General features: G+C 74.4%; 12 protein-coding genes. 9 read left to right on the top strand and 3 right to left on the bottom strand.

Translation table 11 applies throughout. The features are described from left to right. Positions 1-166 precede the first annotated feature (166 nt). From tgmA to ACZ7C5_RS21750, 6 genes are all read left to right on the top strand, one after another. A complete protein-coding gene (tgmA, locus tag ACZ7C5_RS21775) occupies positions 167-427 on the top strand; it encodes a putative ATP-grasp-modified RiPP (protein ID WP_470323251.1) in 261 nt (86 codons plus the stop codon). Then, a complete protein-coding gene (gene tgmB, locus ACZ7C5_RS21770; protein ID WP_470323250.1) occupies positions 427-1,392 on the top strand; it encodes an ATP-grasp ribosomal peptide maturase in 966 nt (321 codons plus the stop codon). The genes tgmA and tgmB overlap by 1 nt, the downstream gene beginning before the upstream one ends. Continuing rightward, on the top strand, positions 1,389-2,531 hold the full coding sequence (tgmC, locus tag ACZ7C5_RS21765; RefSeq protein WP_401089638.1) for an ATP-grasp peptide maturase system methyltransferase: 1,143 nt from the start codon (positions 1,389-1,391) through the stop codon (positions 2,529-2,531). The genes tgmB and tgmC overlap by 4 nt, the downstream gene beginning before the upstream one ends. A gap of 301 nt (positions 2,532-2,832) precedes the next feature. Continuing rightward, positions 2,833-3,543: a class I SAM-dependent methyltransferase gene (locus ACZ7C5_RS21760; RefSeq protein WP_470323249.1), complete on the top strand. Its 711-nt coding sequence runs from the start codon at positions 2,833-2,835 to the stop codon at positions 3,541-3,543. 176 nt (positions 3,544-3,719) lie between these two features. Beyond that, complete coding sequence (locus tag ACZ7C5_RS21755) at positions 3,720-3,977, top strand: hypothetical protein (RefSeq protein ID WP_470323248.1); 258 nt, start codon at positions 3,720-3,722, stop codon at positions 3,975-3,977. A 208-nt stretch (positions 3,978-4,185) separates the two neighbouring features. Next, complete coding sequence (locus tag ACZ7C5_RS21750) at positions 4,186-4,833, top strand: hypothetical protein (protein WP_401089640.1); 648 nt, start codon at positions 4,186-4,188, stop codon at positions 4,831-4,833. A gap of 265 nt (positions 4,834-5,098) precedes the next feature. Here the strand turns inward: ACZ7C5_RS21750 and ACZ7C5_RS21745 are convergent, their stop codons facing one another. Continuing rightward, on the bottom strand, positions 5,099-5,305 hold the full coding sequence (locus tag ACZ7C5_RS21745) for a DivIVA domain-containing protein (RefSeq protein ID WP_401089642.1): 207 nt from the start codon (positions 5,303-5,305) through the stop codon (positions 5,099-5,101). Positions 5,306-5,510: 205 nt separating this feature from the next. On the opposite strand from ACZ7C5_RS21745, the gene ACZ7C5_RS21740 reads away from it, so the two are divergent. Further along, a complete protein-coding gene (locus tag ACZ7C5_RS21740) occupies positions 5,511-6,512 on the top strand; it encodes a DUF4232 domain-containing protein (RefSeq protein WP_470323247.1) in 1,002 nt (333 codons plus the stop codon). 686 nt (positions 6,513-7,198) lie between these two features. On the opposite strand, the gene ACZ7C5_RS21735 is transcribed toward ACZ7C5_RS21740, so the two are convergent. Continuing rightward, positions 7,199-7,786: a TetR/AcrR family transcriptional regulator C-terminal domain-containing protein gene (locus tag ACZ7C5_RS21735; RefSeq protein ID WP_470323399.1), complete on the bottom strand. Its 588-nt coding sequence runs from the start codon at positions 7,784-7,786 to the stop codon at positions 7,199-7,201. Between the two features lie 105 nt (positions 7,787-7,891). On the opposite strand from ACZ7C5_RS21735, the gene ACZ7C5_RS21730 reads away from it, so the two are divergent. Further along, a complete protein-coding gene (locus ACZ7C5_RS21730; protein WP_470323246.1) occupies positions 7,892-9,112 on the top strand; it encodes an FAD-dependent monooxygenase in 1,221 nt (406 codons plus the stop codon). A 63-nt stretch (positions 9,113-9,175) separates the two neighbouring features. Here ACZ7C5_RS21730 and ACZ7C5_RS21725 read toward each other — a convergent pair whose 3' ends face one another. Then, the gene (locus tag ACZ7C5_RS21725) at positions 9,176-13,201 is read right to left on the bottom strand and encodes an nSTAND1 domain-containing NTPase (protein ID WP_470323245.1); all 4,026 of its coding nucleotides are present in this window, start codon (positions 13,199-13,201) and stop codon (positions 9,176-9,178) included. Between the two features lie 237 nt (positions 13,202-13,438). Here ACZ7C5_RS21725 and ACZ7C5_RS21720 point away from each other — a divergent pair, with 237 nt between their 5' ends. After that, positions 13,439-14,236 (top strand): glycoside hydrolase family 25 protein, encoded by a 798-nt coding sequence (locus ACZ7C5_RS21720; RefSeq protein WP_470323244.1) that lies wholly within the window; start codon positions 13,439-13,441, stop codon positions 14,234-14,236. The last annotated feature ends 31 nt before the right edge of the window (positions 14,237-14,267 follow it).

The following is a 14,267-nucleotide window of genomic DNA, read 5'->3' as shown; positions in this document are numbered from 1 at the left end:
GGAATCCTGTGGAATTTCATGGCGGGGTCTGCCGCTCACTCCGTACTTTCCTGCCAAGAGCATCGACGCCGGAGAGCGGCGCGAGATCGAACGGCCGGATCAACAACCCGGCCGACTGCCCGAGCTGTTGATCCCGTCAGCACCACGAAACGGAGGCGCAGCACAGATGACAACCGCACCGTGGGGTACCACCCGCATGGGGCCGTTCACGGCCACCGTCCCGGTCCCGCAGTACACGCCTGTCATCGACCCCGAGACGCAGGTCGCCGTTTTCGTGGACGAGCACGGCCGCACGGTGGAGATGGGCGGCCACGGCACCAGCACCAGCGGTTTGACGCCCACGCGGACCACGCCCGACGGAAACCCGGGCAGCCCGACCGACACCGACACCACCGAGTCCTACGACCAGGACCAGAGCAGCGACTGATGGATGACCGAAGCGGGTCGGTGCTGGTGCTGACCAACCCCCTTGACGCGACTGCGGATGCGGTACTGCGGGTGCTCGCCGAGCGCCGGGTTCCGGTGGTCCGTCTCGATCCCGGCACCGACCTGCACACGGGTGCCTCGCTGACCGCCGCGTACCGTACGGGCGGTCAGCGAGGCACTCTGCGCACGGTCGGCCGGGACGTCGATCTCTCCGTCGTGCGGTCCGTCTGGGTGCGCCGGGCCTCGCCCTACGAGGGCCCTTCCGAACTGGACGGACAGGACCGCCGGTTCGCCGCCTCGCAAGCCCTGTGGGGCGCGGGCGGCATCCTCGCGTCGCTCCCCGCCGCGCACTACGTGAACCATCCCTGGGCCAACCGCGCCGCCGAGTACAAGCCGGCACAGCTCGCGGCCGCGCAGCGCTTCGGATTCCTGGTCCCCGACACGGTGATCACGAACAGCGAGGACGAGGCCAGGGAGTTCGTTGCCGCCCAGGCCTGCGGGGCGGTGTACAAGCCGCTGTGGAACACCCCCTACGCGGTCGGCGGGCGGCCCCACGCGGTGTGGGTGCGAGAGGTCGATCCGGCCGACCTCACCGATGCGGTGTCCGTCTGCCCGCACCTCTTCCAAGCGAAGGTGCCGAAAGCGTTCGACGCACGGGTGACGGCCGTCGGCAACCGTCTGTTCGGCGTCCGGATCGACAGTCCCGACCTCGACTGGCGGCGGCGCCAGGACCGGATGACGTGCACGCCGATCGACGTACCCGAGCCGGTCGCGCGCTCGGTTGCCGCCTACCTCGGACAGCTTCGTCTGGTTTACGGAGCCTTCGACTTCGCGGTGACCGCCTCGGGTGCCTGGTACTTCCTTGAGTCCAACCCGAACGGCCAGTGGGCGTGGCAGCCGGCCGGGACCACCGACGCCATCGCCCACGCTCTCGCCGACCAGCTCCAGAAAGGCCGTGACACATGAGCACACCGGCTGAACTCCGCGCCGCTCTGGCCGACAGGCTCACGGGGAACGGCGTGCTGACCGAACGCGCGTGGGAGAGCGCCGTGCGGGCCGTTCCGCGGGAACTCTTCGCCGGAACCTACTTCGCTCCGGTCGCCGGCAGCGTTCCGACCGGCTACCGGCCCGTCCGCGAGGGCGAGCCCGGATGGCTGGAGGGGATCTACGAGGACCAGACGCTGGTCACCCGGCTCGACGGCCGCATCGGGCCCGAGGACACGGACGGGGAAACCGTGACGGGCATCCCGTCCTCGTCGTCCACCCTCCCGTCCGTGGTGCTGCGCATGTGGCAGCAGCTCGGTGCCAGGGCCGGACACCGTGTGCTGGAGGTCGGCACCGGGACCGGGTACTCGACCGCCCTCGGCGCCCACCGCTTCGGGGACGCCGACCTCACCAGCGTCGAGTACGACCCGACGGTCGGCGCGGCAGCCGCGACAGCGATCAAGGCCGCGGGATTCTCCCCGCGGCTGATCACCGGTGACGGGCTGCGCGGCGATCCGGACGGGGGCCGGTACGACCGGCTCATCGCCACCTGTTCGGTCCGGTACATCCCTCTCCCGTGGCTCCACCAGGTCAGGCCCGGCGGTCGGATCCTGGTCACCCTCTCCGGGTGGAGCTACGCGAACGCCCTCGCGCTGCTCGACGTGACCGGCCCCGGCGAGGCCACCGGCCGGTTCCTGGCCGACCAGACCAGCTTCATGATCGCGCGCCCGCACGACCGGCCGCCCCTCCCGACGCTGGACCTGCTGCCCGGCGACGAGTCCAGGACCCGCATCGACCCGGCGGCGCTCGACGGCTGGACGGGCGGTTGGGTGGCCCAACTCGCCGCGCCCGCAGCCATCCGGATGGGTGTGGGGGCTCAGCAGATCCTCTGGGACCCGTCCACCGGGTCGCAGGCCCGGACGGCACCCGGCCCCGGCGGCGGGTGGACCGTGACGCAGCGCGGGCCCGTCCGGCTGTGGGACCGGGTCGAGCGCGCGGTCCAGTGCTGGCAGGCGGCCGGTGAGCCGCACCAGGACGGTTTCGGGATCACCGTGTCGGCGGCCGGACAGCGCGTCTGGCTGGGCACGGAGGACGGACCGGGCTGGAACCTGCCCATCTGAGCCGGGCCGTCCCCGGTGCGAGGTGCGAGATCGACCGGGCACTGCCCCCACCTCGTCGGATACGCCTGGCAGCCGGCCGAAGGCATCGCCGAGGAGGCGCTGCGGCCCGGGTCCTGGCCGCGTCGTAGCGCTCAATCGCCCTGCCCGCACCTGCCGTTATCAGTCCCTGCCACCCCGGCAACGACTCGCACCGACCGGCTGATCGCGGTGGTCCCGGCCTGGCCGGGACCACCGCAACGCGGACGGGTGGTCTTCGCCCGAATTCCTGCGCCCGGGCACGCCGGGCATCAGGATGGCCCGGGTGACGACCACCTCACCCGCCCAAGCCGCCGCGCCGGACCTCTGGCACCACTACGGCCGAGCCCGTGCCGACGCGGACCGGACCGTCCCCGACTCCTTCCACTGGGTCTGGGCCCAGGACGGCGGGCCCGGAAGCGAGGTGCTGGGTGACGTCACCGGCCTCGTCCTGGCCGACCTCGGCGCCGGCGCCGCCCGACACGCCGCCCACCTCGTCGTCCACCACGACCCGGCCCGGGTCGACGCCATCGACGCCTCCCCGGCCCAACACGCGATGGCCTGCGACCTCTACGGCCATCTCGCGCCGCGCCTGCGCACCCTGCACGCCAACGCGATCGAACACCTGGAGGCGCATCCGGACGAGTACGACGTCCTCTACTCGGTATTCGGCGGCCTCGACTTCGCCGACCCCCGCGGGCTGCTTCCTGCCGCTGCCCGCGCCCTGCGTCCCGGCGGACTGCTCGCCGCCTCCACCCTGGGCCACTACGTCGATGGAGCGCCCGCCGAACCGGACGTCCGGCACGCCGACATCCCGGCCCGTGCCTCGGACGGCACTCCGACGACGATGCGCCGCTGGGTCCTCCAGGAGCACGTCTGGACGAAGCTGCTGGACGAGGCCGGGTTCACCGCGATCAGCATCGACCGCTTCCCCCCTGCCACTTCGGGTGCGGGCTCGGCCGACACACTGCTTGTCCAGGCCTACCGGCAACGGTGAGGAACGCCTTCACGGCGCCAGCGTCGGGCCGTTCATCTTCCTCGTGTAGTCCGAGATCATCGCGGGCATCCACCTGCTCGGCAGTGGCGGTCTCGACGCGGGCATGCACGAGGTCGACAGCAAGGCCCGCGAAGCCATCGCGGCTACGTGGCTCGACTTCTACAACAGGTGATCCCTTGGCCATCACGGCAGACCACATCAGCACCACACTCGCGGCGTACCTCGACCGCTTCCCCGAGGACAGGGCGAACCTCGCCGTTCCCCTGGGGTTGCTGGCCGACGACGCGGACGTGACCAGCCGGAAGGAGTTCCGAGGCCACGTCACCGCCGGGGCCGTCCTGGTCAACGGCAGGCGGGAGGCCCTGTTCATCCTGGCGGCGGGCCGAAGGCATCGCCGAGGAGGCGCTGCGGCCCGGGTCCTGGCCGCGTCATAGCGCACGACGGCCCCGCCCGCACCCCGTGCGGGCGGGGCCGCACCTGCCGTCGCAGGGCGACAGGCCATGTGAACGGGCAACCTTCCGTTTGTGCGGGGGAGTTCGGGGTTGTGGGTGTGCGGAGAAGATGATCGGGGCATGCTCTGACAAATTCATGCCAGGTGTCGGCGGCGTGACGACCTGACACCTCCCGTCCCGAGGAGTCCCCTTGGCGAACGCCTTCCTGCGGCGGCTGTCCTTACCCGCCGCGCTCGCCGTCCTGACCGTGGCGGCTTCGGCCTTCTCCACCGGCACGGCCCACGCGGCCGAGCCGGGCGGCCCGTGTGACCCCCGCGTGACCCGGTACGGGCTGTACGAGGTCTCGACCGCCGTCGTCGACCCGGTGCTCACGCACTGGAAGGGCATCACCATCGCCCCCGGCACCACCGGTTCCATCGAGACCACCGTGTCCGAGGTCCAGAACGTGAGCACGACCTTCAACGCCTCGACCGAGATCAACGCGCAAGCGGGCGCGTTCTTCGCGAAGGTCTCCGTCAAGGTCGGCTTCTCCGTCCAGACCAGCAAGTCCAGCAGCAGCACCTGGTCCCAGAAGGTCACGCTGAACTTCTCCCGCCCGGGCGACTACGCGGTGTTCAAGGGCACCAACCGCGTCCAGGGCAAGGCCGACGAGTACGTCTGCCTCCTCCGCGACTTCGGGGGCAGCAACCCCGGCGACGGGTACTGGGCCTACCTCTTCGGCTCCCACCCCACCTACAGCACCTTCGACGCCGAGACCGAGGGCACCGTCTCCTGCGACACACCGGTCTCCGCCGGCACCGTCCAGGAGCTCGCACGCAACAAGCTCGTCTGCCACTGAGCGCCGCCCCGCCCGAGGAGGACGCCTGACCCACCCGCCGACCCCCGCCGCCCACGGCGGTTTCTAGGGGCCGTGGCGCAACCCCGGCTCCCGAGAGGCCGCCAAGTCGGCGTTCCGTCAGAAGACGGAACTCCCGGCAAGGCAGCCTCTCGGGAGCCGGGTGCTGGACTTCGCCCCGGACTTCGTCGATCCGCGCGGTACCGGGCACCCCGTCGCACAGGAAGTCGGCCGGTCCGACTTTCTACGTCAAGCCCGGCACGTGGGGTTACGCGCTGCCGCCCCTGCCGCGCAGGAGGTCCGCGATGCGCGCGTCGACCTGCTCGCGGTCGTAGCCCCGCCACCTGATGCGGAACGCCGGAACGGGTGGCGGTGCACCGGCTCCGGACAGGGCGTCAAGGTAGCGGTCGACCTCGGGGCGGTCGTAGCCCCGCCGTACCAGGTCGAAACCGCGGAACTCCGGGAATGCTGACACCTCGTGGGTCCTCCGACTCCTCGGGCCGGCCGGCGGCGCGACCTCGGTCGCCCGCCACCGGCCGGCGTCTTCACGTACCCAGTGTGCACGCCGGAATTCCGCCGGCCGGCCCGGCGGGATCCGGAAGCGGACCATGACAGGGCTGTTGCACGCGAAGTGACGCGGCTCACGGCGGTGCCGTCCCGGGGCGTGATCGACTCGGCTGATGCGCCAGTTCTCCGTTCCCCGCCGCCAGCCGGCGGCCAGTTGTCTCGCCGCGACCGCCGCCCTGCTGCTCGTGGGCTGCGGCACCGTGACGGCCGCGGGCTCCGGCGGGGGAGCGGAGGCGTCCGGCACTCCGGGGGCGTGCGCGACGCCGACCCCGACGGCGACGGCGACGACGCCCGGGGTGGCGCAGCCGACCGGGCTCGCGCAGGGCGGGGTGCGGATCACCGTCTCCGGCCCCGGCTGCGCCGAGTACGAGGTGACCAACCCGAACGGCGAACCGTACGACTACACCGTGCTGTTCAGCCTCCGCTCCGCGCAGGGCGAGGTGCTGGACAACCTCACCCGGACCGTCACCGCGCTCGCCCCCGGCGCCACCGAGAAGGGGCGGATCGACCTGGGCGGGCCCAGCCGGACCCCCGAGCCCGGCCCGCCGCCCACCCTCACCCTGCCCGGCACCCGTACGTCCACGGCGAAGCCGGAGATCGCCAAGGTCCGCGGCGTGCCCACCGCCGAGGCCCCGAACTCCGGTGGCCCCTGCCCGACTTCCGGCGTGCGGCTGTACGCCGACGAGGGGGACGCCGCGATGGGCCTGCGCGTGGTCGGACTGCACCTGCGCAACTGCGGCACCACCCCCGTCACCCTCGACGGCTACCCCCAGGTGCAGCCGCTCGACCTCGACCACCGCCCCCTGGGCGGGGTGAGCGTGCTGCGCGGCGGCGCCGGGATCGCCACCGGCACCGGCGCCGACGACCCGCCCCGGAAGTTCGCCCTGCTCCCCGGGGAGGGCGCCCGCACCACCCTGGTGTGGCGCAACACCACCGAGGCCGGTCTCGGCGAACCGCTGAACGCCCCCTACGTCCGGGTGCGCGCCACCCCCGACGCGGCCCCCGTGGTGGTCACCCCGGAACTCGACCTCGGCACCACGGGACGCCTCGGCGCCGGCGCCTGGACCAGGGAGGACGCCGACACGCGGTCGCCGTCGTCGGCCCCGAGGCCGTGATCACACCACACCGATCCTGACCGGCGGTCGCCCGGGGACAGCGTCCACGCGGGTGCCGGTCCGCCTCCCTCCGGAAGCCTGCGAGCTCACCCCAGGATGAAAGGGGGTCAGTAGAGGCCCAGTCCTACCTGCTTCCACTTCACCTTTCGATCATGGTGCCAGTGCACGTGATATGGCTGGGGGAGGCCCTGATACGGCTTGATGCCGTGAGTCCGGCCATCGCAAATCGGTCTGATGGTGTGACGCCGTCCCCTGGATTCCGTGCCGCCGACCACCTGAATCGTGGAGCCGTTGGCGTCGGACCAGCAGACGTACTCGATCCACCTGCTCTGCGTGTAACCGCAGGTGCGTGGTCCGTTGCTGGCGTTGGACGTGTTCCATCGGCCGAGCCATGACCAACGCGGAAACGAGTCCATGTAAGGCTTGACACCCCGTGTGCACATCTCCAGTGAAGGAACCGCGTTGGAGGCGGATGCCTGGGCTGCCGGAGCAGCCGGCACTCCAAGCGTGAGAGCAGTGACGCCGGCCAAGACCCCGAGGCGGGCACGACGCATCGCGGATCTCCCTTCCAGCCCGGGGCGCCCTGCGCGCTCATCGGACCTCGATACAGTTTCCCGCGCCGGGGTCTCCAGGTGCGCCGGACCGGGAGCTTGCTCCAACTTGGCGCATTTCCGGTGTAATCGGTCTCACCCGGCGCCTCCTCGGGCCGGGACGCGCGGGGCCAGGCCGTCCACGATGAGGGAGAGCCCCGCCTCGAACGCCGCTTCGGGGTCGATCGGCGGAACGCCGGCCGGCAGGCCCGGGCCGTCGCCGCTGCCGTCGTCGCCGCCGGAGGCCGCCTGTTCCTCCAGGACGCTGCCGACCGTGAAGCGGCCGGCCGTCAGCATCGCCATCCGGGCGTCCTGCTCGGGCACGCCGGAGTCGACGAGGAAGGACATCTTGCGGCGGATCCGGTCGAGGTCCGCGGTGGGCGTGGAGCCGGCGTGGAGGCGTGCGCCGTCGCGGCGCATCAGCAGGGTCCGCCGGAAGCTGCGGGTGTTCTCCAGGAACCACGCGCGCCAGTCGTCCCCGGGCGCCGGCAGCGGTGCGCTCGCATGGGGTGCCATCGCGGCCTGCGCCATGGCGGCCAGGAGGTCCTTCTTGGTGAGGAAGTGCCAGTACAGCGACGGCTGTTCGACGCCCAGCCGCCTCGCCAGCTGCCGGGTGCTGACGGCGTCCAGGCCGACCTCGTCGAGCAGGTCGAGCGCCTCGGCGACCACGGTCTCACGGTTCATCTTCGTCACGTTGACAATCTATCGCCGATAGATGACGCTGGAGAGGAATCATTCACTGATAGATTTTGGATGGTGGACATGACACGGGGTGCGGGAACGCGGTCCTTGCGCGTCCTCATCGCCGGCGGCGGAGTCGCGGGGCAGGCGCTGGCCTTCTGGCTGACGCGGGGCGGCCACCGGGTGACCGTCGTCGAACGCTTCCCCGCGCTGCGGGCCACCGGCGCCCAGGTCGACCTCCGGGGCCAGGGCATCGAGGCCGTGCGCCGCATGGGACTGCTCGACGAGGTCCGGAGCAAGCTCGTGGACGAGAAGGGCGTCGCCTTCGTCGACGCCCGCGGCAGGGCCAGGGCGACGATCATGGCCAACACCTCGGGGCAGGGCCGCCAGAGCCTGACCTCCGAGTACGAGATCATGCGCGGCGACCTGGTCCGCATCCTCCACGACGCGACCAGGCACGACACCGAGTACGTCTTCGGCACGAGCGTGGACGGTTTCGAGCAGGACGAGCACGAGGTCGTCGCGCACTTCTCCGACGGGTCGTCCGGCGGGTTCGACCTCCTGGTCGGCGCGGACGGCCAGGGATCGCGCATCCGCCGGGCGATCCTCCCGGAGGGTGCCGACCCGTACTGGCGGGTCGGCATCCACATGGCGTACTGGTTCGTCCCGCGCACCGACTCCGACAGCGACATCCGGGACACCTACATGGTCCCGGGCGGCCGTCAGATCATGCGCCGCAGCCACAACCCGACCGAGACCCAGGTCCACTTCGTGCTGCGCGAGGAGTCCGAGGAGGCCTCGGCGGTCCACCGGGAACCCGTCGAGCGTCAACAGGCCTTCTGGGCGGGCAGGTTCCGCGACGCCGGGTGGCAGACCGAGCGCTTCACCGCGGGCATGGGGAGCAGCCCCTTCTTCCACTCCCAGGAGGTCGTCCAGGTGCGCACCGGCACCTGGTCCGAGGGCCGCGTGGTGCTGGCGGGGGACGCCGCGCACTGCGCCTCGCCCTACAGCGGCATGGGCGTCTCCGGCGGCCTGGTCGGCGCCCACGTCCTGGCCGACGAGATCAACCGGCACCCCGACGACCTGCCGACCGCACTGGCGAACTACGACACCGTGCTGCGGCCCTTCGTCGACCGCATCCAGGCCGAGGTCAGTCCGCGGCTCCTGCGCCTGGGCCTGCCGATGACCCGGCGCGCCATCGAGGCCTTCCAGGCGGCCACCGCGCTGGCCTCCTTCCTGCACATCCCCGACCTCGTCGCGCGCCGGTCGAAGGAGGAGCGCGGCGGCGACTGGCAGCTCCCGGGCCCGGTACGGCCGAGTACCGCCTGAGGACCGCTCCACGTTCCGGACCCGGGGCACCCCCACAGGGCCCCGGGAGGGGATGACCGGCCGTCAGCCGCAGTCCGGGTGGTACGGCACGACGGGCAGCAGCCGGGACCACTCCTCGCGGGGCAGCGGCGCGCGCAGCACGGCGCAGGCCCGGGCGGCGGCGGTGGCCGGGGTGAGGCTCCACAGCGGCGCCGAACCGTTGTCGCCGCCGACCAGGGCCCGCCCGTCGGGCAGGAAGGCGACGGAGTTGAGCGCCTGTCCCGGACCGGTGAGGGTGGCCGGCGCGGTGGGGGAGTCGGGGGTCCACAGCCGCAGGCCGCCCTCGAAGCCGACGCCGGCCACGCCGCGGCCGTCCGGGGCGAAGGCCAGGGCCCGGGCGCTGTCCTCGCCCGCCGTGTGCCCGCCGGTGTCCAGCCGCTCGCCCGTACCGGCGTCCCAGACGCGGACCTGGCGGTCGTTGCCGGTGGTGGCCAGGCGCCGGCCGTCGGCGCTGACGGCGAGTCTGAGCAGCAGGTCGTCGTGCCGGACGTCGCCCCGGCGGGCGGTGGCGGCCGGGTCGGCGGCGTCGAGCAGGCCGACGTACTGCGAGTCGTGGGCGAAGGCCACCACGGCGCCGTCGCCGAGGAAGGCCACGGCGTGCACCCGGTCCTTGTCGGCGTGCCAGCGCGGGCGCAGCGGTGTGCCGTCCGGGGCCCCGGTGAGCAGCCGCCCGTCGGCGGTGCCCGCCGCCAGGAGCGTGCCGTCGGGGCTCAGGGCGACGGCCGTGGGCTCGATCTCGGCGCCGACGGCGGTGGTGGCCCGCAGCGAGCCGTCCCGGGCGTCGTGGACGCGCAGGGTGCCGTCGGTGCCGGCGCTCACCAGGGTGCGCCCGGCCCGGTCGAAGGCCAGCGCGGCGACGGGGTGCCCGGTCGGCGCGGTGGTGGCGACCGGGCGGGGGGAGGGGCCGGTGACGTCCCACAGCGCGGTGCGGCCGTCGGCCGTGCCGACCGCGGCCCGCCCGCCGGCCGCCGCGACCGCGGTGACGGGCGGGTGGTCGGGGCCGGGGGCCAGGTCGGTGCCGCGCCCCAGGTCCCAGATCAGCACGCTGCCGGACGGCCGGCTGATCCCGGCCGAGGTGACGACCGTACGGTTGTCGCCGCCGACCGCGACGCCCAGCACGAAGGTCGGGTGGCCGCGCAGCTCGGCGGTGACCCGCCGGGTGGGCAGGTCCCAGACCAGGGCGCTCTGGTCGGCGCCGGCCGAGACCAGGGTGGCGCCGTCGGGGGTCAGGCCCAGCGCGTTGACTGGGCCGAGGTGACGGGCCGGCAGGTCGGTGACCGGCCACTCGGCGCCCCCGCCCGAGGCACTGCCGGGGGAGCCGCCTGGGGAGTCGACCGGGGCACCGCCCGCCGGCGGCCGCCACAGCCGGATGCCGCCCTGCTCGTCGCCGACCGCCAGCAGCCCGCCGTCCGCCGCGAAGGCCAGCGACCGCGGTGAGGGCGAGCGCCCGGAGAACACCACCGGCGCCCCGCCGTCCTCCCGGGCCGGCGCGTCCAGGTCCCGCACCAGCACCGTGCCGTCCGTGGCCGCCGACGCCAGCCGATGGCCGGAGCCGAACCCCAGGCCCTGGATCGCCCCGCCCTGGTCGACCAGGGTCCGCACCGGAAGGGCGGCGCCCGCCGCCACCCGCCACACCCACACCCGCCCCGGCAGGTCCGGGTCGCTGCTGCCCGCCGCGAGCAGCGTGCCGTCCGCGCTGAACGCCACCCGCTTGGCGACGGTCGACTGCCCGGAGGCGCTCGGCGGCATCACCGGCGAGGGCAGCGCCCGACGGTCCGCCACCCGCCACAGCAGCACCCGCCGCCGCGGGTCGCGGGTGAGCGTGGCGGCCAGCAGCGACCCGTCGGGGCTGAACTCCACGTCCTGCACGGGATGCGTCACGAACCCCTGCAACTCGGCCACCAGCGCCGTGGTCGCGGTGTCCCACAGCGCCACCCGCCCCTGCGAGTCACCGGTGGCCACCAGCCGCCGGTCCGGGCTCAGCGCCAGCGCGTTGACGCCCCACGGGAAGCCCGGGATCCGCCCGGCCAGGTACCCGGCCTGGGTGCTCAGCACCGCGTCGTCGGCGCTGCGCCGTAGCTCCGGCACGCCCGCGCGGGCGACCCGCCGGGCCTCCAGCGACTGGGCGAGCGCCGCGTACGGGTCGCGGGCGCTGCTGCGCTGGGCGTCGGTGAGCAGCGTCAGCGCGGTGCGGCCGAGCACCGCCGCGGCGGCCCGGTCGCGCTCCTGCCACAGCAGCCCGCCGGCCAGCAGCGCCGACACCAGCAGCAGCGTCAGCACGCCCGCGACCTGCCGCCGGGCGCGCAGTCGGCGCCGCTCGGCCCGTCGCTCCTGCCGCCGGCGGGCGGCGGCCGCGGCCAGGAACTCGCGCTCGACCGGGGCGAGGACGGCGCCCCCGGAGACCCCGGCGTCCCCGGCCTCCTCGGCGGACGGCCCGGCCCACTGGCGGGCGAGGTCCAGCCGGCTGCCCCGGTAGAGCAGCGCGGCCTCGCGCCCCGAGGCGGCCCAGTGCTCGGCGTCCTGGGCGAGCTGCTGGTGCAGCCGCAGCCCGGTGCGGCCCTCCTCGATCCAGCCGCGCAGCCGCGGCCAGGCGCGCAGCAGGGCCTCGTGGGAGAGCGTCACCCCGGTGGCGTCCAGGGTGACCAGCCGGTCGGCGGCGAACGAGGCCAGGACGTGGTCCAGGCGCGGCCCGTCGGCGTCGGCGGCGGCCAGTTGCGCGCGCTCGGCACGCCGGCGCGAGACCTGGCCGTCGGGGCCGAGGTGGACCAGCCGCAGCAGCACCCGGCGGGCGGTGGCCCTGGCCGGCTCGTCCAGCCGCGACCAGGCCCGCTCGGCGGTCAGCGCCACCGAGCCGTGCAGCCCGCCGATCGCCCGGTAGCCGGCCAGGGTGAGGGAGCGTCCGGTGCGCTGCTGCCACACCGCGCGCAGGGTGTGCGCCAGCAGCGGCAGCGCGCCCGGGTCGTAGGCGCCGGCAGTCCCGGCACCGTCCGGACCAGCGCCGGCAGTGCCGTCCAGGCCGGGGCCGGTCAGCCCGAGGTCGGCCAGCAGCAGCTCCAGCAGGCCCGCCTCCAGGTCGAGCCGGGCGGTACGGGCCGGGGCGGTGATCGCCGAACTCAGCTCCGCGGCGCTCATCGGGCCGAGCGCCAGCTGCCCGCGCCGCACCGCCCGCAGCAGGCCCTCGTGCGCCAGGCAGTGCCCGTACACGTCCGCCCGTACGCCCAGGACGACCAGCCGGGTGCCGCCGGGCCCGGCCTCCGCGCAGAGCCGGTCGAGGAAGGCCCGCCGCTCGTCGGCGTCCGGGCACAGGGTGAACAACTCCTCGGCCTGGTCGACGACCCAGACGGGGGAGCGGTCCCCGTCCAGCGCCGCCAGCCGCTCCAGCGGCGCGGCGCCGGGGGACAGCAGCGCGGCGCCCGCGGGGCCCAGGCCCGGCAGGGCGCCGCGCCGCAGCGCGGGCAGCAGCCCGGCCCGCAGCAGCGAGGACTTGCCCGCGCCGGAGGGCCCCACCACCACGACCGGCCCGCCGCGGTCCGCCAGCCGCTCGCCGAGCAGCGCGAGCAGTTCGGCGCGGGCCCGCTCGCGGCCGTGGAACCAGCGCTCGTCCTCCGCCCGGAAGGAGGCGAGCCCCGGGTACGGGCACTGGCCGCGGGTGGCCAGTGCCACCAGCTCGCCGCCGGCCCGCAGCGCCTGGTCGCAGGCCCGGGCGAAGTCCGCGGTGGCCGGCTTGTCGCCGTTCTCCACCTTGCTGATGTGGCTCTTGTCGTAGTGCACCCGCAGGGCCAGGCCGGACTGCGAGAGGCCCTGCGCCCGCCGCCGCTCGCGCAGCGCCGCCGCGAAGCCCTCCGCCGCCCGCGCCCCGGCCGCGCCGTGCCCGCTCCAGTCGTTCCCGGGCCTGCCGGGACCGCTCCCGCCGCTTCCGTGCCCGTCCCCGCTCCCGTCCCCGCCGGAGCGCCCGTCCCGTCCGGATCGCGGCGCGCCCTGCTCCGGCACCCGCCGCCGCTCGCCCTCCGCGCTCACCCGCAGCCCCCGGTCCGATCGTGTCCCAACCATTCAACGAGGCCGGGCCGCAGCGGTCACGGGAGGCGGGGACGTTCCCCGCGAACGAGCGAAGCCGCAGGTCAGAGCCGTTGTCGAGGTGCCCGCGCCGGGCGACAACAGGCAACCGCTACACCCCAGCCGCCCACCCGGCGAAGCTCTCACCAGGCCCCGGGACACACCGGCAGGACCGCCACCCCGGGGCGACGCTCCGTCACCACCCCCGCACCACCGCAGAGGAGAACCCCCCTCATGAAGCCCGACTCCCGTCCCAGGACCCGCACCGCGCTGCGGACGGCCGTCGTCACCGCCCTCGCCGCCCTCACTGTCCTCGCCGCCGCACCGGCCGGACTCGTCCCGGCCGCGAGCGCCGACGCCGCCGGCGGCCCGCAGGCCTACGCGGTGCACGGCTTCGACAGCTCCCACCACAGCCACGGGACCGAGGGCGGCGACCGGGCCTACGACTGGCCCGCGATCGTCCGCGGCGGCTGGTCCTTCGTCTACCTCAAGGCCACCGAAGGCCTCACCTTCGACGACGGCTGGTTCACCCGCGACCTCGCCGGCGCCCGCTCGGTGAACCTCCCGCACGGCGCCTACCACTACTTCAAGGCCGACAAGGAGGGCGCCGCCCAGGCCGACCACTTCCTCGCCGCGCTGCGCCGGGCCGGCCACACCGGCGGCAAGCCGGGCGAACTGCCGCCCGCCGTCGACGTGGAGGAGTGCCGCCACGACGGCCACCGGCTGCGGCTCGACCAGCTCAAGGCCTTCCTCCAGCGGGTCCGGCAGGCCACCGGCACCGCACCCGTCCTCTACACCCGCCGCGACATCGTCGACGACTGCCTCGGCGGCACCAGGGACCTCGCCGGCCACCGGGCCTGGCTCGCCCGCTACGGCACCACCGAACCCCGCCCGCTGCCCGGCGCCACCGGCTGGGACTTCTGGCAGCACAGCGAACAGGCCCGCATCCCCGGAACCGCCGGCCGCCCGATGGACGCCGACGTCTTCCACGGCGACCACGCCGCGCTGCGCCGCCTCGCCCACCTGGGCTGAGGGCCGCACCCGGACCACTCCGTACCGCTCG

This window comes from Kitasatospora sp. NPDC036993 (assembly GCF_055607525.1).
This window is presented reverse-complemented; position numbering and strand designations above follow the sequence as displayed.

Coding starts and splice junctions, on each gene's coding strand:
- tgmA (WP_470323251.1), top strand. CDS start 167: ATGACAACCGCACCGTGGGGTACCACCCGCATGGGGCCGTTCACGGCC.
- tgmB (WP_470323250.1), top strand. CDS start 427: ATGGATGACCGAAGCGGGTCGGTGCTGGTGCTGACCAACCCCCTTGAC.
- tgmC (WP_401089638.1), top strand. CDS start 1,389: ATGAGCACACCGGCTGAACTCCGCGCCGCTCTGGCCGACAGGCTCACG.
- ACZ7C5_RS21740 (WP_470323247.1), top strand. CDS start 5,511: ATGCGCCAGTTCTCCGTTCCCCGCCGCCAGCCGGCGGCCAGTTGTCTC.
- ACZ7C5_RS21735 (WP_470323399.1), bottom strand. CDS start 7,786: ATGAACCGTGAGACCGTGGTCGCCGAGGCGCTCGACCTGCTCGACGAG.
- ACZ7C5_RS21725 (WP_470323245.1), bottom strand. CDS start 13,201: ATGGTTGGGACACGATCGGACCGGGGGCTGCGGGTGAGCGCGGAGGGC.
- ACZ7C5_RS21720 (WP_470323244.1), top strand. CDS start 13,439: ATGAAGCCCGACTCCCGTCCCAGGACCCGCACCGCGCTGCGGACGGCC.